The organism is Amycolatopsis sp. YIM 10 (assembly GCF_009429145.1).
In the GTDB taxonomy this organism is placed as follows: Bacteria; Actinomycetota; Actinomycetes; order Mycobacteriales; family Pseudonocardiaceae; genus Amycolatopsis.
Window position 1 is genome coordinate 4,239,053 of record NZ_CP045480.1, and the last position, 20,824, is coordinate 4,259,876.

A 20,824-nucleotide genomic window follows, 5' to 3' on the forward strand; every position below is an offset into this window, starting at 1 on the left:
TGCCTGCCAGGCAACCTGTGGTCTGGCAATCTAGCAGGGCGGCCGACCGCGATGTCAATGTTTTAACCCGGCCTCGCCGAACGCAATTTCTGATGGGTCGTTAAGTATTCGTCACCGGTGGTCGTTGCCCGATTAGCGGTGTTTTCGCTGGGTGGACAGGTTGTCGCGGAATTGCAGATCTTGGCCTGATCAGGAGTGATCTTGACCGCCGAACGCTTTGTTCCACTGGGTCGAAACCACGGTCTGTGCCGTGTTGATGGCGGCGTGTTTCCTAGCTGGGCTAAGTTTTCTTCTTTACCGAGAATGTACATAAGAATGGCTGTGCGCCCTATCATTTCCGGCCGGTGCGACATATTCTCGCGACGTGTTGAACCCGGTGTGGCTCCGCACGTTGGGGGCAGTCGTCGAACTCGGCTCGTTCGCCGATGCCGCGCGCCTGCTGGGTTATTCGCCGTCGGCGGTCTCCCAGCAGATGAGCAGGCTGGAGCGGGCGATCGACCGGCCGCTGTTCACCAGGGACAGAAGGGGGGTGGTGCCGACTTCGGCGGCGATCAGACTGGCGGAGCGGGCAACGCCGTTGCTCGACATGCTGGCCAACCTGGACCAGTCGGAGGATGCCGGTGGCGGGGTCACGCAGCTGCGGATCGGTGTCTGCGCGGACGCGCTCCGCTACGCCCGACCGGCCCTGCGCCGGCTCGCCGAGAGCGGTGTGCCGCTCTCACTGTCGATGACCGTGCGGGAATCCACCGTGCTGGTGGACGAAATAGCCGCCGGTTCGCTCGACGTCGCGCTGGTGTGCCGGTACCACCTGGTGCCGCGCACCTGGCCGGGCCAGGTGGCGACCTGGCCGCTGGCCGACGAACCGCTGGGCGTGCTGGTGCCCGTCGGGCACCCGGTGGCGGCCCGGCCGTCGGTGACCTTCGCCGGGCTCCGGGACGAGTGGTGGATCACCGGCCCGGAGACCGGGGACGAGTTCAGCCACCTGCAACGGTCCTGCGCGACCGCCGGGTTCTCTCCGCGCGTGGCCGCGCGTGCGGAGGATCGGGACACCGCGCGGGAACTGGTGTCGAACGGGGTGGGCGTGACGCTGGTGCCCGCGGCGGTGGAACCACCGCCGGGGCTGGTGGCGGTGCCGGTGACCGGACCGGCCTGCCGCCGGATCGAGGTGGTGCATTCGGTCGCGGACAATTCCGCCGCGACCGTCGGCTTCGTGCTGTGCCTGCGCGAGAGCGCACGACCGTCCATTTCGGAGGGACGAGGGGCCGCAGCGCTTCCAGGACAGTGAGGGGAATCCATGGAGGGCAGTACCACCGGCGCCGCGATCAGCCCGGCCAGTACCCGGGTTTCGCGGCCACGGCTGCCGCTTTCGTTCGCGCAACTGCAGTTGTGGTTCCTGCACCAGCTCTCGCCCGGTACCACCACCTACCACGTGCACCACGGTTTCCGCCTCACCGGCCCGCTCGACCTGGGCGTGCTCCGGCGCGCGCTCACCCGGCTGGTCGGGCGGCACGAGAGCCTGCGCGCCACCTTCCACGCCGAGGACGGCGCGCCGTACCAGCTGATCACCGAGCCGGGGGAGGCGGCGGTGACCGTGCTCGACCGCACCGGCCTGCCGCCGGGGGAGCGGGATGCGATCGTGGCGGCCGAACTCGCCCGCGCCGCCGCGGCACCGTTCGACCTGGAAACCGGGCCGCTGACCCGATTCCTGGTGGTGCGACTGGCCGAGGACGACCACGCGCTGGGCATCGACTGCCACCACCTGGTCACCGACGGCTGGTCCGGCCGGGTGCTCAACGCCGAACTGGCGGAGTTGTACGGCGCGCTGCTGGCCGGGACCGCGCCGGACCTGCCGGAGCCGCATCCGCGGTACCGCGATTTTGTCGCCCGGCAGCGCGAAGATCTCCAGCGTGGCCGGCTCGCCGGGCAGCTGGCGTTCTGGGAGCGGCGACTGAGCGGTCTTCCGGTGCTGGAACTGCCCGCAGACCGGCCGCGCCCTGCCGAACCCACCGCTTCGGGCGGCACCGTCACCGTCGACCTGGATCCGGCGCTCGTGGCCGCACTCGGCGAATTCTGCGCGCGGCGCGAACTTTCGCGGTTCACCGTGCTCGCCACCGCACTGGCCGTGGTGCTCGCGCGGTACACCGGGGTGCTCGACATCCCGATCGGGGTCCCGATGCACGGCCGCACCGATCCGGATTTCGAGGACGTGGTCGGGTTGTTCGCCAACATGGTGGTGCTGCGTGCCGACCTGTCCGGTGACCCGTCGTTCGGCGAGCTGGCCGACAGGGTCGCCGACGCCGTGCTCGACCTGCTGGACAATCAGGACGCTCCATTCGAAATGGTGGTGGACCGGGTCAAGCCGGTGCGCGAGCCGGGGCGCAACCCGCTGTTCGGCGTGGCCGTGCAGGTGCTCGACGCGGGGAACTCGGCCACCGCCGCCGCGCTGCCGGGACTGGCGGTGGACTGGCTCGACGACGGTGCCACGCGGCCGATGTTCGACCTGAACCTGAACTTCTTCGCCGTGGGCGGTGGACTGCGGGCCCAGCTGTCCTATTCGAGCGACTTGTTCGACCGGTGGCGGATCGAGGCGCTGCTGCGGCACCTGCGGCACGCGCTCGGCGCGGTGCTGGCCGATCCGTCGCTGCCGGTGTCGCGGATCCCGCTGCTTTCGGCGCGGGAACGGGAAGAAGTGCTCGCGGCCGGTCGTGGACCGGAGGTCGAGCCGTGGACCGATCCAGTGCACATGGTCGTTTCCCGGGTCGCCGCGGAGAACCCGGACGCGGTCGCCGCGATCTGCGAAGGCGTGGAACTGAGCTACGGCGAACTCGACCGGCGGGCCCGCGCGCTGGCCGGGCATTTGCGCTCGAACGGAGTCGGTCAGGGACAGATCGTGGCCATCGCGCTGGACCGTTCGCTGGAGGTGCTGGTCGCGATGCTGGCGGTGTGGTGGGCCGGTGCCGCGTTCACCATGCTCGACCCGCGCCACCCGCCGCACCGGCTGGCTTTCATGCTGCGTGACACCGCGGCGCCGTTGCTGATCACCCGGACCGAGTTCCTGCCCGGCCTTCCGCCGCCGTCCGGCTGGCAGGTGCTCACGCTGGACACCGGTTTCCCGCCGGCCGCGGCCGCCGAGGTGCCCGTCTCACCCGGTGCGCTGGCCTACGTGCTCTACACCTCCGGCTCGACCGGGCAGCCGAAGGGCGTGCTGATCGAGCACCGCGCGCTTTCCTGCTTTCTCCAGGGCTATCACCGGACCTTCGGTTTCGCGCCCGGTGACCGCATGCTCCAGCTCCCGGCGATCACCTTCGACATGTCGCAGGGCGAGATCTGGGCCGGGCTGACCGTCGGCGCCACCCTGGTCCTGGTGTCCTACCAGGAAGGACTGTCGCCGGAAGCGCTCGTCGAGCTGATCAGCGAGGAACGCGTCACCTACGCCGGGCTGGCCCCGGCGATGCTTTCGCTGCTGGACGCCGGACCGTACCCCGATCTGCGATACGTGATGAACGGCGCGGACCGGCTGCCCGCCGAGCTGGTGAACAAGTGGAACCTGCCGGGCAGGCGGTTCGTGAACCTCTACGGCCCGACCGAGGCGGCGGTGGCCTGCACCGAGTACGTGTGCGAGCACGTCACCTGGCGGACGGAGCCGCCGATCGGCGTGCCGGAGCCCAACCGGCTGCTCTACGTCGTCGATCCGGCCGGGGAGCTGGTGCCACGCGGGGTGCCGGGGGAGTTGCTGATCGGCGGTGAGGGACTGGCGCGGGGATACCTGAACCAGCCGGAGCTGACCGCGCGGGTGTTCGTGCCGGACCCGTTCCGCGAACAGGGTCTCGTCTACCGCAGCGGGGATCTGGTGCGCTGGAACGAAAACTGGCAGCTGGAGTTCCTCGGCCGTGCCGACAACCAGGTGAAGCTGCGCGGCCTGCGCGTCGAACTCGGGGAGATCGAGGCGGCACTGCTGACGCACCCGCGGGTGCGGATGGCCGCGGTGCTGCTGCGCACCGATCCACGCGGGGAGGCCCGCCTCGTCGGTTACTACACCGGCGACCCGGAACCGGGCGAGCTGCGCCGGCACCTCGCCGACCGGCTGCCCGAGCACATGGTGCCCACCGCGTGGGTGCCGCTGGCCGGGTTCCCGCTGACCGCCGCGCGCAAGCTCGACCGCAAGTCACTGCCCGCGCCGGATTTCGCCGCCGACCCCTTCTCCGGCACGGAGCCGGGCACCGCCACCGAGAAGGCGGTCGCCGACATCTTCGCCGTGGTGCTCGGGGTCGAACAGGTCGGCGTGGACACGAACTTCTTCGATCTCGGTGGCAACTCGCTGCAGGCCATGCGCGCGGTCAGCCGGATCAACAAGACCTTCGGCATCAGGGGAAACCTCCGCCTGCTCTACGGCGGGATGCCGCTGACCCAGATCGCGATCGCCGTGGACGAACTCGTCGCGGCGAAAGCCGGAGAGAGGGGACCGATCCAGCCATGACCGACTCACCACCCGAGGCCGTGCCGGAAACCGGCGAAGCGCCGGTCAAATCCCTGTGGCACAACGCGGACTTCCTGAAGTTCTGGACCGGGGAGACCATCTCGCTCTACGGCAGCCAGATCAGCATGCTGGCGCTGCCGCTGACCGCGATCTACGTGTTCGACGCGACGGCCGAGGAGATCGGCTGGCTGCGGTTCCTGCAACTGGCGCCGTTCCTGGCGTTCGCGATGCTGTTCGGCGCGCTGGTCGACCGGATGCGGCGCAAGCCGGTGATGGTGGCGTCGAACGCGGTCCGGATGGTCCTGATCGGACTGGTGCCCGCGCTGGCGTGGGCCGGGATGCTGGACATCGGGCCGTTGTTCGTGATCGCCTTCCTGATCGGCGTGGCGTCGGTGTTCTTCGACCTGAGCTGGATGGCGTACCTGCCGGTGCTGATCAAGGACCGGCGGCTGATGGTGGAGGCCAACGCCAAGCTCGGCATCACCGCGTCCTCTTCGGACGCCGCCGGGCCCAGCGTGGCCGGGGTGCTGGTGAGCGTGTTCACCGCGCCGTTCGCGATGCTCATCGACGCCATCTCGTACCTGGCCTCGCTGGTCGCGCTGCTGATGATCAAGGCGAAGGAACCGAGGGTGGAGCCACCGGCGGCCGGGCGGCACCTGTGGCGCGAACTGGTCGAGGGACTGCGGTTCGTGTTCGGCCACCGGCACCTGCGGGCCATCGCGGTGGTCGGGGTGTTCGTGAACTTCTCCATCACCGGTGTCTCGGCGATGTTCATCGTCTACGCGGTGCGGGACCGGGCGATCAGCGCGGTGCTGCTGGGCGTGATCTTCTCGCTGGCCGCGATCGGCGGCATCATCGGCTCGATCGCCGCGCCGCCGCTGCTCAAGCGGGTGCCGGTGGGAGGCGCCTACCGGCTCGCGTTGTCGCTGATCTTCGTCGCGCCGGTGCTCATCCCGCTGGCCCCGTCCGCGCGGACCGCCGCCATCGTGTTCTTCGTCGGCTCGTTCCTGCTGGTCTCGATCGGACTCGGCATCTCGAACGTGCTGGTCCAGTCGCTGAGGCAGAACCTGACGCCGAACTCGCTGATGGGCCGGATGAGCGCGGCCATGCGCATGGCCCTGTTCGGCGGCGGCGCCATCGGCGGCCCGGTGGCCGGCGCGATCGCCACCTGGTGGGACCTGCGGACGGCACTGTGGTTCCTCAGCGTGCTGTCGGTGGTCATGCTGATCCCGCTGATGCTTTCCCCGGTCGGCAGGCTCCGCACCATGCCGACGACGCCGCCGGAGGACTGAGTACCGGATTTCGCGAAACCGCCGAACCCGGGGAGTTGATCTTGTAGCCTGCCCCGGGTGGAAACCCTGACGACGACCCAGATCGACCGGCTGCGCAACCTGATCCGGCGCAGCCCCGTGTTCAGCGGCATGCGGGTGGTGCTCCACGACGACCACGTGGAGGTGCTCGAGCCCGAGGAGCTGGAACTCTCGTTCGCGCCGGTCTTCGACGCCGTCGAGGGCGCGCCGATGAGCGAGTGGGCGGACCTGGTCGACGACCGCCTCGAGCGCATGCTCAAGGCGGTCACCGGCGGCAGCCCGGAACTCGACGGGCCCACCGACGAGCTGCTCGACCGGATCTACGCGCGGGTGCGGCCGATCGAGGGCAGCCCGGTCGAATGGTGGAACTACGCCCCCGAGATCGCGCCCGGGCTGCTGCTGGTGCTCGCGCTCGACCACCCCGACCGCATCGCCATCCTCAACGACGAGCAGGTCCGGCGGCACGACTTCGACCGCCTCGCCCAGGCCGGGATGCAGAACCTGTGCGGTCAGCTGCCCGACCGGTACGCCACCTCCGGTGAGGTACACCTGTTCCAGGGCAACGACTACGTGGCCTCGACGGTGCTGGTCATGCCGTACGTGGTGGAGGCGGTGACCGGGGAACCCGACTGCCCCTACGGCACGCTGGTCGCCATGCCGAACCACGGCACGATGCTCTTCCACGTACTGCACGACGCCACCGCGGCCCGGACCGCGATGCGCGAGATCGCCGAGGTCGCGGCCGAGGAGTACGACGCGTCCCAGCGGTCCGGGCCCGCTCCGGTCAGCAGGCAGGTGTACTGGTGGAGCCCGGAAGCCGGGTACTTCGTGCCCGTGGCCTACCTCGGCGACGAGGGCACCGGCGTCATCGGCGACAACCTGGTCACCGACTTCTCGCCCGAGTTCCTGGACATGCTCGAGTCGCTCTGACCTTGGCAGTGCTTTATAAGCGGCGGAGCCGCTTCCTGTGGGCCGTCAACCGGCACCGACGCCTGAGGTTCCACTACCCGCACCGCCACGCAAACCACTTTCAAACACCCACTACCGCGCCCTGACGGCGTAGGTCAGGTGCGTTACCCGAGGGGAGGGCTCCGCGCGGACCGGCTCCAGTGCCACGCGGGCCGCGTCCACGCCCTCGAACAGGCGGATCCCGGTGCCGAACAACACGGGCGACAGAGCGAGGGAGAACTCGTCGATCAGGCCGGCGTTCACGTACTCCAGGATCGTCGCGCCGCCGCCCGCGATGCGGACGTCCCGGTCGCCGGCGGCTTCGCGGGCCCGGCCGAGTGCGGACTCGATGCCGTCGTTCACGAAGTGGAACGTGGTCCCGCCGGGCCGCTCCCACGGGTCGCGCTTCTCGTGCGTCACAACGAAGACCGGCGTGTGGAACGGCGCCTCGTCGGGCCACGCGTGCTCGCCGGCGTCGAACATGCGCTTGCCCATCACGCTCGCGCCGGTGCGCTCGAAGGTCTCCCGCAGGATGTCGTTGTCGCGCCCTTCTTCACCGCCCTCGCCGAACTTAAGGTTCTCCCGGAAGAACCGCTGCGGGAAGACCCACTGCTGCAGTTCCCGCCACTGCGGCCCCATCAAGTCCTCAGTGGACTCGGGAGCGATGTACCCGTCCAGCGACATCGAGACGCTGAAGAACACCTTGCCCGCCATCAGCCTTCCGCCCCCTGCCGGACGAGTTCGGTGAGGTAGGCGGCCAGATTGCCCAGGGTCTGCTCGCCGGCCTCGATCGCGTGGTACTTCTCGATCGCCTCGTCCCGCAGTTCCCTGGTGGGGAACACCGTGTGCATCTCGATCCGGGTCGCCGCACCGGCGGGCTCGAAGGTCAGTACCGACTCGAAGGCGTTCGGGTCGTCGCGGGATTCGCCGTGCAGCATCGCGATCCGCTCCGGCGGAACGATCTCGGTCCAGGTGATCCACTCGGGATAGTCGGTCCCGTCCGGTCCGTGCAGCACGAAGTCCCACACCCCGCCGACGCGGAATTCGAAGGACCGCGTGGTGGTGGTGAACCCTTCCGGCCCCCACCACCGCGACAGGTGCCGGACCTCGGTGAACGCCTCGAACACCAGCTCTCTGGGGGCGTCGATGATCCGGGAGAGCACGACCTCGCGGTCGGCTGTTGTGCTCATGCGGCTACTCCTCCTGCTTTGCCTGCTTCAGGTCCTGCACGTACGCGTCCAGCCGGTCGAAGCTCTCGTCCCAGAACCGCTCGAACCCGCCGGTCCACTCGTGGACCGACCGCAGCCCGCGTGCGTCGAGGCCGTACAGGCGCTGTTTGCCCGCCCGGCGATCGCGCACCAGCCCGACTTCCCGGAGCACCCGCAGGTGCTTGGACGCGCGAGGCTGGCTCATCCCCAGCTCCCCGGCCAACTCGGTCACCGGCCGCTCGCCGGCGCGCAGCAGCACCAGGATCTCCCGGCGCTGCGGCTCGGCGATCGCGTTGAAGACGTCCGACGTGGTCGCTGCTCGTGCCATGCCGGAATCATATTCCCATATCGGAATGCGTCAAGTGGCTAGGAGCTCCGGCCCTGCCACAGGCCGTCCGCGGTGCCTTCGGCCACGTGCTGCTCGTACACCCGGACCTTGTGCGTGATCACGCCGAGGCAGTCGTTGAGTTCGGCGATCTTGGCGATCACCTGTTCCTGGTGCGCCCGCAGCAGTTCGAGCCGCTCGGGTTCGGTGCCCGGTCCCCGCCGGACCAGTTCGGCGAAGTGGCGGATGGTGGCCAGCGGCATGCCCGACGCGCGGAACTTCGTGCAGTTGAGCAGCCAGGTCACGTCGTTTTCGGTGTAGACGCGCCTGCCGCCGGAATCACGCCGCACGGGCGCGGCGAGCAGGCCTTCGCGCTCGTACAGGCGCAGCGCGTGCACGCTCATCCCGGTGCGCTCGGCGACTTGACCAATGCTCAGTTCCACTGTGGTCTCCGACACGAAGGCCACGTTACGCCGTTGACCTAGACCTCGGTCTAGCCCCTAGTTTCCGCCGTCATGAGCACAGCGCAGCACAAGATCGGGTCGGGGTTCGGCCACCGCAGCACCGCGCGGGAAGTCCTCAGTGGAATCGACCTGAGCGGTCGGCTCGCCATCGTCACCGGCGGATATTCGGGACTGGGCCTGGAAACCACGCGGGCACTGGCCGCAGCCGGGGCCCACGTCGTCGTACCGGCCCGCCGCCCGGCCGAAGCCGGCGAAGCGGTCGCGGGGATCGCGGAGGTCGGCGAACTGGACCTCGGTGACCTCGCCAGTGTCCGGCGGTTCGCGGACCGGTTCCTCGCCTCGGGACGCGGCATCGACATCTTCATCGGCGGCGCCGGGATCATGGCCTGCCCGGAAACGCGGGTGGGGCCGGGCTGGGAGGCGCATTTCGCGGTCAACCACCTCGGGCACCACGCGCTGGTCAACCGGTTGTGGCCGTCGATCCGGCCGGGCGCGCGCGTGGTCGCGGTGTCCTCGGCCGGGCACCAGCTCTCCGGGATGCGCTGGGACGACGTCCACTTCGAACGCGGCTACGACCGCTGGCTCGCCTACGCGCAGGCGAAAACGGCGAACGCCCTGTTCGCCGTGCACCTCGACGCGCTCGGCCGGGAACAAGGCGTGCGCGCGTTCTCGGTGCACCCCGGCGCGATCCTGACCCCGTTGCTGCGCCACCTCACGCGCGCGGAAATGGTCGAGCGCGGCTGGGTCGACGAGCACGGCGAACTCGCGGACCCGGAGTTCAAGACCCCGGAACAGGGCGCGGCCACTCAGGTCTGGGCCGCGACATCGTCCCAATTGGACGGTTTGGGCGGGCTCTACGCCGAGGACTGCGACATCGCCGAGCCCACCGCGCGCGCGGACATGGTCGCCGGAGTCCGCGAGCACGCCGTCGATCCCGGCGAGGCGGCCAGGCTCTGGGCGCTTTCGGCGCGGCTCACCGGGGTTGATGCGTTCGCCGCAGCACCTCGATGAGCTGTTCTTCGGTGAACGGCTCCGGCCGCAGGAGCGACTGGAGCTGGAGCCCGTCGGCGGCGGCGGTCAGCGCGTCCGCCGTCGCCGGGTCGCAGTGGCGGGACAGCACGGTCCGCAGGTGGCCGATCCACGGGGTGCTCAGCTCCCGGTAGCGCGGGATGCGCAGGCCCAGCGAGTACAGCTCGTAGGCGACGACCGTGCGGGCGCGGCCGGTGGTGCTCTGCCGGTGGATCAGGCCCGCGAGCCGCGGCACCAGCTCGTCGCGGCTGGTCACGGTGTCGCTCCAGGCTTCGAGATCACGCAGGCCGTCGGCGGCGGCCCGTTCGACCGTGGCCGCGAGCAGGTCGTCCAACTGCGGGAAGTAGTAGGTGGTCGAGCCCAGCGGTACGGCGGCTTCGCGGGCCACGGCGCGATAGCTGAGCGCGGCGATCCCGTCCCGGGTGACCACGGCCAGCGCCGCGGCGACGATCCGGTCCCGGCGGCCCGGGTCGCCGGGACCCCGCTTCGCGCGCGGGGTCATGACGTGCCCCGCCCGAGGTTGAGCACGATGACACCGCAGACCACGAGCACGATCCCGGCGAGCACCGGCGGCGTGAGCACCTGGTCGTAGAGCACGGCACCGGCGAGCACCACCAGCGCGGAGCCCGCGCCGGTCCAGACGATGTAGGCGAGGCTGGCGGGCAGCGTGGTGAGCACCCGCGCCAGCACGACGACCGCGGTCAGGTATCCGGCGACCGCGCCGAGCGAGGGCCACCAGTGGCTGAACCCGTCGGAAGCCTTGAGCAGCAAGGTGGCCGCGACCTCGGCGAGCACCGTGACGGTGAGCAGGAGCCACGCCCTGGTCACCGCACGGGCCCGCTGTTGATCAGCACGATCCCGCCGACCACCAGCGCCACCCCGGCACCGTGGCGCCACCGCAGCCGCTCACCGAAGAAGAGCCGGTCGATCACCAGCAGGGCGATCGCGGCGATCCCGCTCCACACCGCGTAGACCACGCCGACGGGCAGCAACTGCACCAGCCGCGACAGCAGGAAGGTCGCGCCGGCGTAGGCGGTGAGCGAGCCAAGCGAGGGCCGCCACCGGCGGAACCCGTCGGACAGTTTGGCCAGCACCGTGCCGGTCACCCCGCACAACACGGCCGCGGCGAGCAGCAGGTACGCCACACCTCACCTCCCGAATATGTGGACGACTGTACACAAATGCTCAGGTGAGGCGGCCATCCTCCCGGTGGATCCAGTACCGGCGCAGCATGCGCAGCACCACCGACACCTGGAGGCCGGAAATCCCGGGCAGGGGAGCCAGGTCCCGGGTGAGGAAGTCGGCCATCTCGTCCTCGTTGCGGAAGACGCCCTGGTGGATGACCGAGGTGGTGCCCGCCACGATCGAGACGTACCGGGCCGACGGGTGCCTGGCCAGTTCCTCGGCCACCGGCTGGATGGCGCCGGGGGAGATGGTCAGCGCGATGACGGCCTCCAAGCCGTAACCCAGCAGCGCGGGCTCGACCTCCACGCGTGGCCGGACGATGCCGCGCCGCAGGATCGACTGGATCAGCCGGTAGGTGGTCGACTGGCTCAGGCCGAGCACGCGGCCCGCCTCCGCCGCGGTGATCCGCCCGTCCCCCTGGAGCAGGCCGAGTATGCGGCGCTCGTCCTCGCTCACCTTCAGTCCGGTGGTGCTCGCCGTGCCGACCGGTTCCTCCGCGCGCGCGAGGTGGTCGACCTGGGCTTCGGAGAGCCGGTGCAGGCGCCACGAGTCGGCCCTGGTCAGCGCGCGCAGGACCAGTTCCGAATGCGTGCCCGCCACGCCCGGCACGCCGGGGATGCGCTCGGTCAGCAGCTCGCGGGCCTGCGCGCGGTCACGCAGGTGCGCGGCCAGGTAGACGTCGGAGCGCCCGGAGGTTTCCGCGACGAGCTGCGCCTCGGGCAGCTGCGCCAGCGCGTGCGCCACCCGGCCCGCGGCGCCCGGCTGGGTGGTGACCCAGACGTGACGCGGATTGCCCTCGGCCCGTGCCGACCACTCGACCTGGCCGATCACCCGCAGGATGCGCTGTTCGGCCAGGCGGGCGAGCCTGCGGCCCACCGTGCTGGCGGACATGTCGAGCGCTTCGGCCAGCACGGCGGCGGACGCGCGCGGCGCGACCTGGAGCGCGGCGACCAGGTCGAGATCGGCCTCGTTCAGCACCGCGCGACTGTATCACGCAAGATGGCCGGTTCCTTTGACTGAATCATGCGACTCGTGCTTGGAACTTGCAATATTCAGCCACGTGCCTTTGTAATGGGGCACCGCAAACCGGGGAAGGAGTCAGGCCGATGAGCACCAGCCAAGCCAAGCCGGCGTCCCGAGTGCTGAACCTGCTGTTGCGCGCACTCGACGGCGTCGAGCGCCTCGGCAACAAGTTGCCTCATCCGTTCTGGCTTTTTGTCATCCTGAGCGGGGTGCTGGCGCTGGCCAGCTGGGGCCTGTCCGCGGCGGGCGCGTCGGCGGTGAACCCGGCGACCGGCAAGACGGTCGAGGCGAAGAACCTGCTCTCCGTCGACGGCGTGCGCACGATGGTCGAGGACGTGGTGAAGAACTACACCTCGTTCCCGCCGCTGGGCACGATCCTGGTGGTCATGCTCGGCGTGGCGGTGGCCGAGCGCTCCGGCCTGCTCGCCGCGGTGCTGCGCTCCGGGGTGTCGAAGGTGTCGCCGCGCTGGGTGACCTTCGCGCTGGCGTTCACCGGCATGGTCTCGCACGTGGCCTCCGACGCCGCGTACGTGGTGCTGATCCCGTTGGGCGCCATGGCTTTCCGGGCGGTCGGCCGGAGCCCGATCCTCGGCATCGTGGTCGCCTTCGTGTCCATTTCGGCCGGTTACGACGCCAGTCCGCTGATCACCCCGTCCGACGCCATTCTCTCCGGGCTGACCACCGCGGCCGCGCACACCATCGACCCGTCGTACGTGGTGACCCCGCTGGCCAACTACTTCTTCTCCCTGGCGTCGTCGTTCGTGCTGGCCGCGGTGATCACCGTGATCACCGAGAAGGTACTGGCGCGGCGAGCGGAATCGATGCCTGTGGACGAGGACGCCGAGCAGGACGACCTCGGCTCGCTGAAGCTGAGCGCGCAGGAACGGCGCGGGCTGCGTGCCGCGCTCATCGCGCTGGTCGTCTTCGCGGTCGCGCTGGTGGCCGCGCTGCTGCCCGGTTCGTCGCCGTTGCGCGGTGAGGGCGGCAGCATCGTGCAGTCGCCGCTGCTCACCTCGGTCGCGATCTTTCTCGCGCTGGGCTTCCTGGCCGCGGGCTGGGCGTACGGCAAGGTGGCCGGCACGGTGACCAGCAGCCGGGACATCCCCGGTTTCATGGCACACGGTTTCCGGGAAATGGCGCCGATCCTGGTGCTGTTCTTCGCGATCTCGCAGTTCCTGGCCTACTTCAAGTGGACCGGCATCGGGGAGATCACCGCGATCCACGGCGCCGAACTGCTCAAGGCGGGCGGGGTCTCCGGACCGGTGATCCTGCTGGGCATCCTGGTCGTGGTGACCGTGATCAACCTGGTGGTGACCAGCGGTTCGGCGCAGTGGGCACTGGTCGGCCCGGTGTTCGTGCCGATGCTGATGCTGCTGGACATCCCGCCGGAGACCACGCAGGCGCTCTACCGCATCGCCGACTCCTGCACCAACGCCATCACGCCGATGAGCCCGTACTTCGTGATGGCACTGGGCTTCCTGCAGCGGTACCGCAAGCAGGCGGGCATCGGCACGCTGCTGTCGATGACGATCCCGCTTTCGCTGACCCTGCTCGTGGTCTGGACCCTGCTGTTCTTCGTGTTCTGGGGCTTCGGCATCCCGCTCGGCCCCGGCGCGCCCGTCCGATAGAAAGGAAGTCCCCCGTGTCACCCACCGCCGACTGGTCCCAGCGAGCCCTGCCCGGCATGCTCGACGACCTCCGGATGATCGTCGAGCTGGAAACCCACAGCTACGACAAGGCCGCGCTGGACGCCGGGCTCGACGCGATCCGGGCGTGGGCCGCCGACCGGCTCGGCGAACCGGACCGGGAAGTCCGGCACCGCGGCGAGATCCAGGGCGACGTGCTGGAGCTGACCTACCGGGGCACCGCCGACGGGGAAGTCCTGCTGCTGTGCCACTACGACACCGTGTGGCCCACCGGCACGCTCGAAGGCTGGCCGTTCACCGAGGCCGACGGCCGGGTCAGCGGACCGGGCGCGTTCGACATGAAGCTCGGCCTGGTGCAGTCGGTGTGGGCGCTGCGCGGGCTGCGTGAACTCGGCCTGCCGCACCCGTCGGTCAAGTTCCTGTTCAACGGGGACGAGGAGATCGGCAGCCCGTTCTCGCGGCCGCTGATCGAAGCGGCGAGCGAGGGTACGCTGGCGAACCTGGTCTTCGAGGCCGCGGTGGACGGCAAGCTGAAGACCGCGCGCAAGGGCGTCGGCCTGTTCGACGTGACCGTCACCGGCGTCGAGGCGCACGCCGGGCTGGACCCGTACAAGGGCGCGAGCGCGGTGCACGCGCTCGCCGAGGTGGTCACCCAGGTGGCGGCGGCCGGTTCGCGTGAGCACGGGACCACGGTCAACGTCGGCACCATCAACGGCGGCACCGGCCGCAACGTCACCGCGGGCCTGGCCACCTGCGGCGTCGACGTGCGTGTCGCCGAACCGTCCGAAATGGACCGGATCGACGCGGTTTTCGCCGGGCTCGAGGTTTCCGACCCACGCGTGACGGTCTCGGTCGACGGCGAGTGGAACCGCCCGCCGATGACCGCGAACCCGCCGTCGGCCGAGCTTTTCGCTCGGGCGCGGGAAGTGGCCGCCGAACAGGGCTGGACGCTGGAGGACGCCGCGGTGGGCGGGGCCAGCGACGGCAACTTCGTCTCGGCACTGGGACGTCCCGTGCTCGACGGCATGGGCGCGGTCGGCGGCGGCGCCCACGCACGCCACGAACACGTTGTGGTGGAACACATTCCGCAGCGCACCGCGTTGACCATCGGTCTGATCGCCGCCCTCGCGTGACCCCGCCGGGCAGGCGGGTCAGCCGAAGAGCTTGCCCGCCTGCTCGATGATGGTGAGCACGCTCAGCACGCCGAACAGCGCGACCGACCAGCCCAGCACGGCCATCCGCCCGTTCCGGATGCGGATCGGCTTGGGCAGCACTCGCCGGTTCAGCACGATCAGCAGTCCCGAGTAGATGAACATCATCAGCCCGCCCACGCAGGCGGAGATGACCAGCAGGATCAGCGGCTGCGCGAACCCGGCCAGCACGATCACCGAGCCCGCCAGCACGAGCACCCACACCACGGCGAAGTAGAGCGTGCTCTCCTTGACGTTCTTGGCGTACGCCGTCTTGATCACGTCCGCGGTCAGCCTGCTGGAGTAGTCCACGATGCCCAGCGCCGCGGCGAACAGGGCGAACGCGCCGACCACCCAGAACAGCGTGCCGAACCAGGCGCCGACGGTCTCCTTGAGCACCTCGCCCTCGATCTTGAGGAAGCCGATGTTGTTCGGCAGCCCCGGCCTGCCGTACACGGTGGAGTACGCCAGCAGCGAGGTGAACATGATGGACAGGAACGTGATCAGCACGAAGGTGTAGAGCTGCTCGCGGTTGGCGAACCGCCACCACGAGCGCCACCGCTTGAGGTGCTCGTCGGTGGGCTCGAAGATGAACCCGGTGCTCGGCGCGGCCTCCGGCTTGCCGGTGACCGGGCTCTTGATGCGCGGCACGTACTTCCCCATGCCGAAGCCCTTGTCGCGGATCCAGTTGCTCTGCACCAGGTTCTGCCCGCCACCGGCGCCGGCGAAGGCCAGCGCGCCCATCAGGAACGCCAGCCCGAGATCGATCGGCACGCTCGCCTCGGTGACGATCTTCGGCACGTCCGCCCACGCCTGCGCGGTGATCGCGACCACCGCGCCGACGGCCAGCAGCACCAGCACCGCCGCCACCTTCAGCATTTCGGCGCGTTCCAGCGCCACGTAGACCACCGGTGCGAGGGTGAGGATAAGCCCGATGGCGAGCAGCAGGCCGACCGAGATCCACTGCACGTCACCGCCCCAGAGGTAGGTGATCATGGTCGCCGAACTGGTCGCCCAGCCGGGCCACAGGTTCGCCAGCATGGTCAGGATCGCGAAGACCAGGCCCCAGTGCCGCCAGTAGCGGCTGAAGCCGGTGAGCGCGGTTTCGCCGGTGGCGAGGGTGTACCGCTCGATCTCCATGTTCAGGAAGAACTGCGTGGCCAGCCCGATCAGCGCCGCCCAGACGAAAACCAGGCCGACCTGGGAGGCGATGTAGGGGAACAGGATGAACTCGCCCGAGGCCAGCCCGACCCCGGCGGCGATCACGCCGGGGCCGATGATCCGCCAGGTCGAGGCCGGTGGTTCCGGCAACGGCCGCAGTTCCGGGGGCGGCAGATGCCTGCTGACCGGGAACCGGCCGGTGGCCGAGGTGGTCACGTCGTTGTGCTGCCTCGTCATCGTGGTGATCCCTTCGCGCCAACCAAGGAGATCTTGGAGGGGGATGGTACCCGGAAACCCACCCGATCGGGTGACGAGTTCACCGGCGATAGGCTGCGCCGGTATGAACGCCGCACTGGTGATCGTGGATGTGCAGGAGATGCTGGTCCCGCTCGTCTGGCGGGGCGAAGAACTGGCCGGCCGGATCGCCGGGCTGGCGCGCGAGGCGCGGCGGCACCAGGTGCCGGTGATCGCGTTGCAGCAGATCGGGCCGAGCGGCACCGAGTTCGACCCGGAAGACCCGGGGACGCGGCTCAGTTCGCGCCTGGGCCTCGAGCCCGGTGACGTGGTGATCCAGAAAACCGCGACCGACGCCTTCTACGGCACGCACCTGGCGGCCCTGCTGGCCGAACGGGACGTGGACACCATCGTGCTGACCGGCATCGCCACGGACTACTGCGTCGACGCGACCGCGCGGTCCGCGCTGAGCCACGGCCTCGACGTCGTACTCGTTCGCGACGGGCACGCCCCGGTCGCCGAGGGTGATCCCGCTGTGGGCCTGTCCGCCGAGCAGATCATCGCGCGGCACAATCGGCTCCTTGCCGAGGCCCGGCATCCAGGTGGTGAGCTGAGCCTGCGCGCCGCCGCCGACATCGTCTGGTGACCGGCGAACACGCCGTGGTACAGCTGATCTTCACTCGCCAGGGTGGTCGAGGCCGGAAACGGCCCGGTGGTGCCGTGCCGGCGGGATGATGCGGGGATGAGCCTGGTCGGTGACGTGGTTCCGGCGGCGGGGGAGGCCTTGACGGCGCGGGAGCTGGGAAGTGCGCTCTCGCACCGGATCGGCCTGCTGGTGCCGCACGACGGGCACATCCTCGTCGGCCTGGATCCGGTGACCGGCGCCGGTTGCCTGATCGACCGGCGGCACTGCTACAGCCCGGATCTGCGGCATCGGCTGGAGGTCGAGGACAACCGCGAGCAGATGATCTCCCGGCTGTTCACCGGGCCGCGGCGGGTCGAGGTGGTCGGCTCGGGGTTCACCGACGAAAGCCGTCACGCCCACCTTCACGAGAACATGCGCGGCGAGGGGTTCGGCGGGGAACTGCGGCTCGCCCTGCGCCACCGCGGCGTGGCCAGCGGCTGGCTGGTCCTCCTGCGCGAGCGGGGGAGCAGGCCGTTCTCGGCCGCCGACGCGGTCCACGCGGAGCGCCTCGCCGGGCACCTCACGGCGGCGATGCGCCGGTACGTCTCGGCGAAGCCGTTGCGCGCGGGCACCAGTTCCCTGCCGCCAGGAGTGGTCATTCTCGACCGCCACAACAGGATCGCCGACGCCACCGCGGCCGGTCGCGGCTGGCTGGGCGTGCTCACCGAAGACTTCTCGCTCACCGAAGCCGAGCAGTCCAACACGCTGCTCAACATCACGCTGCTGGCGCGGCGGCCGGGCGGGCCGGCGCTGAGCCGGTTGCCGACGCGGGCGGGCTGGGTGGCGATGAGTGCGGAACCGCTGGGCGACGGCCCGGACGGCAGCGTCGCGGTCACCGTGCAGGCCGCGCCGACGCACCTGCTGCTCCCGGCGGTCTGCGGCTGGTACGGCGTCACCCCGAGCGAGCGGTCGGTGATCGAGCTGGCCCTGCGCGGGTTCGGCGCCAAGCACATCGCGCGCAGGCTGGAGCTGTCCTCGCACACCGTCCACGACCACTTCAAGGCGATCTACCGCAAGACCGGCGTCACCGGCCGTGACGAACTGGTGGCCGGGCTCTCCGCGTAGCGCTCGCGGGCTTGTTGACTTACCGCCATCTGGGTGCAAGTATTCCGGTACTCCCGCACTGGAAACGTTTCCAGTAGCCCGCGCGACGGGTTGGAAACGTTTCCAGACCGAAGATCTTCCCGAGGTGGAGCGACGATGACGTCAACCCGCGCCACGCTGATCCAGGTGGCCCAGCGTGCCGGGGTCTCACTGGCCTCGACCTCCCGCGCGCTGCACGGCACCGGCGCGAGCCCGGCGATGGTCGAGCGCGTCCGGGCCGCGGCGGCCGAACTCGGCTACAGCCCCGACGCCATCGGCCGGTCCCTGCGGATGAAGAAGACCTTCCAGATCGCCTTCGCGGTGGCCGACATCGGCAACCCGGTCTACGTCGAGATGATGCGCGCGATCCACGAAGTACTGGCACCGCGCGGTTATCGCGTGGTGGTGATGTCCACAGGGGATACCGCCACTTCGACAGCCGAGCTGGTGGGCAGCCTGGGCAGCGGAGTGGTGGACGGGCTGATCGTCAGCCCCCTGCGCACCGACGACCGGCTGGTCCGCGAGATCCAGGAGGCGCCGGTGCCGGTGGTGGTGATCGGCCGCGCGCTGGACGACCACGGGATCAGCTCGGTGTCCACCGATTCGGCCGGCGGGATCGGCGAGGCGGTCCGGCATCTGCACAAGATCGGCCGCCGCCGCATCGGCTTCCTCAACGGCCCGCTCGACACCACCCCGGGCGCGGCGCGCCAGCGGGGCTTCGACGCGGCGGCTTCCGCCGACCGCACCGAGGTCGAGGTGGCGGCCGACTTCACCGTCGCCGCCGGGCTCGAAGCGGCGCGGCGGCTGCTCTCCCGTGCCGACCTCGACGCCGTGGTGGCGGCCAACGACCTGCTCGCGATCGGCGTGATCCGCGCCGTGCGCGAGCGCGGCCTGTCGGTTCCCGAAGACGTCGCGGTGACCGGCATGGACGACACCGAGATCGGGCGCGTGTTCCTGCCCAGCCTCACCAGCGTGTCCCTCGGCTCGACCGAGCGCGGGCGTGCCGCGGCCCGGCTGATGCTGGAACTCGCCGACGACCCGGAGAGCGCGGTGCGGCAGATCGCGGTCAGCCCGGAGCTGGTGGTGCGCGAGTCCACGGGCGGTGGTGCGTGATGGCGGCGACCATGGCACGGGCCCGCCGCCGGGAGGCCGCGGCGCTGGTGATGCCGTCGCTGGTTCCGATCCTGGTGCTCAGCGTGGCGCCGCTGGTGATCGGGGTGGCGCTGGCGTTCACCGACGCCAGGCTGGTGCGCAATCCGGACTTCGGCTTCACCGGGCTGGACAACTTCGGCACGCTGGTCGGCAACGATCTGTTCTGGGACTCGCTGCGCATCGGTCTGATTTGGACGGTCGGCGTCACCGTGCTCCAGCTGGCGGCGTCGATGGGATTGGCGCTGTTGCTGAACTCCGGGCTCAAGCTCGAAGGACTGACCCGGGTGCTCGCGCTGGTGCCGTGGGCGATGCCGCCGGTCGTCGTGGCGATCATGTGGCAGATGATCTACTCGGCCAACGGTGGCCCGCTCAACGCCTTTCTCGGCGGGTTCGGCCTGCCCGACGACATCAACTGGCTCGGTGACTTCGCCACCGCCCTGCCCGCGGTGATCGTGGTCGGCGTGTGGGTCGGCATGCCGCAGACCACGGTGACCCTGCTGGCCGGGCTGCAGCAGATCCCGGCCGAACTGCACGAAGCCGCCGCCGTGGACGGGGCCGGTGCCTGGCGCCGGTTCACCGCGGTGACCTGGCCGAGCCTGCGGCCGATCGTCACCTCGATCACCTCGCTGAACTTCATCTGGAACTTCAACTCGTTCTCGCTGGTCTACGTGCTCACCGCGGGCGGGCCGGGCGGCAAGACGATGGTGCCGGTGCTCTTTGTCTATCTCGAAGCGTTCAAGAACCGCGAGATCGGCCAGGCCGCGGCGATGGGCGTGGTGCTGGTGGTGCTGATCGTCCTCATCCTGGCCGTCTACCTGCGGGCGCAGTTCCGCGACGACCGCGCGGAAAGGGGACGGTGATGCGCGCACTGGTCCGGCCCGCCCAGTACCTGGCGCTGGCCTGCTACATCCTGTTCCTCGGCTTCCCGTTGCTGTGGCTCATTTCCGCGTCGGTGAAGTCGTCGGGCGAGCTGAACTCGCTGACCGTGAGCCTGCTGCCGGAGCAGTGGCACTGGCAGAACTACCCGGAGGCGCTCGACCGGCAGGGCCTGATCCGCTCGTCGGCCAACAGCCTGGTGGTGGCGCTGGCCTCCACCGTGCTGGTCATCCTGATCGCGCTGCCCGCGTCGTACGTGCTGGCCCGGCTCAAGGGCAAGGTGCGGATGGCTGGCATCGGCTGGATCCTGGTCAGCCAGGTGTTCCCGGTGGTGCTGATCATCCTGCCGCTGTTCCTCATCCTGCGGACGCTGGGGCTGACCGACAGCCTGGCCGGGCTCACCCTGGTGCACACCACCTACACGCTGCCGTTCGCGCTGTGGATGCTGCAGGGCTACGTCTCGGCGATCCCGGTGGAACTCGAGGAAGCCGGCGCGGTGGACGGCGCGAGCAGGCTGCGGGTGCTGCGCACCATCGTCTTCCCGTTGCTGGCGCCAGGAGTGGTGGCCACGGCGATGTTCAGCTTCGTCTCCTCGTGGAACGAGTTCTTCTTCGCGCTGGTGCTGTTGCAGTCGCCGGAGAACTACACGCTGCCGATCACGCTGAACATGTTCATCGGCGGTGAGGGCAAGGTCGCGCTCGGGCCGCTGGCCGCGGGCGCGGTGCTCGCCGCGATCCCCAGCATCGTCTTCTTCACCCTGCTGCGCCGCCGCCTCACCGGTGGGCTGATGGCCGGGGCGGTGAAGGGATGACGTCACAGTCCCCACGG

Annotated in this window: 21 protein-coding genes; 12 read left to right on the forward strand and 9 right to left on the reverse strand. The window is 69.9% G+C overall.

Annotated features, from left to right (window positions below):
- The first annotated feature begins 364 nt into the window (after positions 1-364).
- Genes YIM_RS20440 through YIM_RS20455 form a run of 4 tightly spaced genes read left to right on the forward strand, consistent with a single transcriptional unit; the run spans position 365 to position 6,717 of the window.
- Positions 365-1,285, forward strand: coding sequence for a LysR family transcriptional regulator (locus YIM_RS20440; protein ID WP_153031874.1), 921 nt, complete (start codon positions 365-367; stop codon positions 1,283-1,285).
- A gap of 9 nt (positions 1,286-1,294) precedes the next feature.
- Entirely contained in the window at positions 1,295-4,477 is a 3,183-nt protein-coding gene (locus YIM_RS20445; RefSeq protein WP_153031875.1) for a non-ribosomal peptide synthetase, read from the forward strand.
- A complete protein-coding gene (locus YIM_RS20450; RefSeq protein WP_153031876.1) occupies positions 4,474-5,769 on the forward strand; it encodes an MFS transporter in 1,296 nt (431 codons plus the stop codon). The genes YIM_RS20445 and YIM_RS20450 overlap by 4 nt, the downstream gene beginning before the upstream one ends.
- Before the next feature lie 57 nt (positions 5,770-5,826).
- The gene (locus YIM_RS20455) at positions 5,827-6,717 is read left to right on the forward strand and encodes a hypothetical protein (protein ID WP_153031877.1); all 891 of its coding nucleotides are present in this window, start codon (positions 5,827-5,829) and stop codon (positions 6,715-6,717) included.
- Positions 6,718-6,828: 111 nt separating this feature from the next.
- Here the strand turns inward: YIM_RS20455 and YIM_RS20460 are convergent, their stop codons facing one another.
- Genes YIM_RS20460 through YIM_RS20475 form a run of 4 tightly spaced genes read right to left on the reverse strand, consistent with a single transcriptional unit; the run spans position 6,829 to position 8,726 of the window.
- On the reverse strand, positions 6,829-7,449 hold the full coding sequence (locus YIM_RS20460; RefSeq protein WP_153031878.1) for a dihydrofolate reductase family protein: 621 nt from the start codon (positions 7,447-7,449) through the stop codon (positions 6,829-6,831).
- The gene (locus tag YIM_RS20465; protein WP_153031879.1) at positions 7,449-7,925 is read right to left on the reverse strand and encodes an SRPBCC family protein; all 477 of its coding nucleotides are present in this window, start codon (positions 7,923-7,925) and stop codon (positions 7,449-7,451) included. The genes YIM_RS20460 and YIM_RS20465 overlap by 1 nt, the downstream gene beginning before the upstream one ends.
- A gap of 4 nt (positions 7,926-7,929) precedes the next feature.
- Complete coding sequence (locus YIM_RS20470; protein ID WP_153031880.1) at positions 7,930-8,271, reverse strand: helix-turn-helix transcriptional regulator; 342 nt, start codon at positions 8,269-8,271, stop codon at positions 7,930-7,932.
- Between the two features lie 38 nt (positions 8,272-8,309).
- On the reverse strand, positions 8,310-8,726 hold the full coding sequence (locus YIM_RS20475; RefSeq protein WP_255463002.1) for a MerR family transcriptional regulator: 417 nt from the start codon (positions 8,724-8,726) through the stop codon (positions 8,310-8,312).
- Between the two features lie 57 nt (positions 8,727-8,783).
- Here YIM_RS20475 and YIM_RS20480 point away from each other — a divergent pair, with 57 nt between their 5' ends.
- Positions 8,784-9,743 (forward strand): SDR family NAD(P)-dependent oxidoreductase, encoded by a 960-nt coding sequence (locus YIM_RS20480; protein WP_153031881.1) that lies wholly within the window; start codon positions 8,784-8,786, stop codon positions 9,741-9,743.
- Here the strand turns inward: YIM_RS20480 and YIM_RS20485 are convergent.
- Genes YIM_RS20485 through YIM_RS20500 form a run of 4 tightly spaced genes read right to left on the reverse strand, consistent with a single transcriptional unit; the run spans position 9,706 to position 11,924 of the window.
- Positions 9,706-10,263 (reverse strand): TetR/AcrR family transcriptional regulator, encoded by a 558-nt coding sequence (locus YIM_RS20485; RefSeq protein ID WP_153031882.1) that lies wholly within the window; start codon positions 10,261-10,263, stop codon positions 9,706-9,708. The two genes, YIM_RS20480 and YIM_RS20485, sit on opposite strands and share 38 nt — an antisense overlap.
- On the reverse strand, positions 10,260-10,589 hold the full coding sequence (locus tag YIM_RS20490; protein WP_153031883.1) for a multidrug efflux SMR transporter: 330 nt from the start codon (positions 10,587-10,589) through the stop codon (positions 10,260-10,262). The genes YIM_RS20485 and YIM_RS20490 overlap by 4 nt, the downstream gene beginning before the upstream one ends.
- On the reverse strand, positions 10,586-10,906 hold the full coding sequence (locus tag YIM_RS20495; RefSeq protein WP_153031884.1) for a multidrug efflux SMR transporter: 321 nt from the start codon (positions 10,904-10,906) through the stop codon (positions 10,586-10,588). The genes YIM_RS20490 and YIM_RS20495 overlap by 4 nt, the downstream gene beginning before the upstream one ends.
- Before the next feature lie 40 nt (positions 10,907-10,946).
- A complete protein-coding gene (locus tag YIM_RS20500) occupies positions 10,947-11,924 on the reverse strand; it encodes an Lrp/AsnC family transcriptional regulator (RefSeq protein WP_153031885.1) in 978 nt (325 codons plus the stop codon).
- A 128-nt stretch (positions 11,925-12,052) separates the two neighbouring features.
- Between YIM_RS20500 and YIM_RS20505 the strand changes: the two genes are divergently transcribed.
- Positions 12,053-13,597, forward strand: coding sequence for an AbgT family transporter (locus YIM_RS20505; protein WP_153031886.1), 1,545 nt, complete (start codon positions 12,053-12,055; stop codon positions 13,595-13,597).
- 56 nt (positions 13,598-13,653) lie between these two features.
- Positions 13,654-14,748: a M20 family metallopeptidase gene (locus YIM_RS20510; protein ID WP_153037122.1), complete on the forward strand. Its 1,095-nt coding sequence runs from the start codon at positions 13,654-13,656 to the stop codon at positions 14,746-14,748.
- Between the two features lie 18 nt (positions 14,749-14,766).
- On the opposite strand, the gene YIM_RS20515 is transcribed toward YIM_RS20510, so the two are convergent.
- On the reverse strand, positions 14,767-16,203 hold the full coding sequence (locus YIM_RS20515) for an Nramp family divalent metal transporter (protein WP_153031887.1): 1,437 nt from the start codon (positions 16,201-16,203) through the stop codon (positions 14,767-14,769).
- Positions 16,204-16,306: 103 nt separating this feature from the next.
- On the opposite strand from YIM_RS20515, the gene YIM_RS20520 reads away from it, so the two are divergent.
- The 5 genes from YIM_RS20520 (at position 16,307) to YIM_RS20540 (ending at position 20,807) form a co-directional block, all read left to right on the forward strand.
- A complete protein-coding gene (locus tag YIM_RS20520; protein WP_153031888.1) occupies positions 16,307-16,846 on the forward strand; it encodes an isochorismatase family protein in 540 nt (179 codons plus the stop codon).
- 96 nt (positions 16,847-16,942) lie between these two features.
- Positions 16,943-17,950: a helix-turn-helix transcriptional regulator gene (locus YIM_RS20525; protein ID WP_153031889.1), complete on the forward strand. Its 1,008-nt coding sequence runs from the start codon at positions 16,943-16,945 to the stop codon at positions 17,948-17,950.
- A 135-nt stretch (positions 17,951-18,085) separates the two neighbouring features.
- On the forward strand, positions 18,086-19,081 hold the full coding sequence (locus tag YIM_RS20530; RefSeq protein WP_153031890.1) for a LacI family DNA-binding transcriptional regulator: 996 nt from the start codon (positions 18,086-18,088) through the stop codon (positions 19,079-19,081).
- Positions 19,081-19,980, forward strand: coding sequence for a carbohydrate ABC transporter permease (locus tag YIM_RS20535; protein ID WP_153031891.1), 900 nt, complete (start codon positions 19,081-19,083; stop codon positions 19,978-19,980). Before YIM_RS20530 ends, YIM_RS20535 begins: the two co-directional genes overlap by 1 nt.
- A complete protein-coding gene (locus YIM_RS20540) occupies positions 19,980-20,807 on the forward strand; it encodes a carbohydrate ABC transporter permease (RefSeq protein WP_153031892.1) in 828 nt (275 codons plus the stop codon). The genes YIM_RS20535 and YIM_RS20540 overlap by 1 nt, the downstream gene beginning before the upstream one ends.
- Positions 20,808-20,824 lie beyond the last annotated feature (17 nt).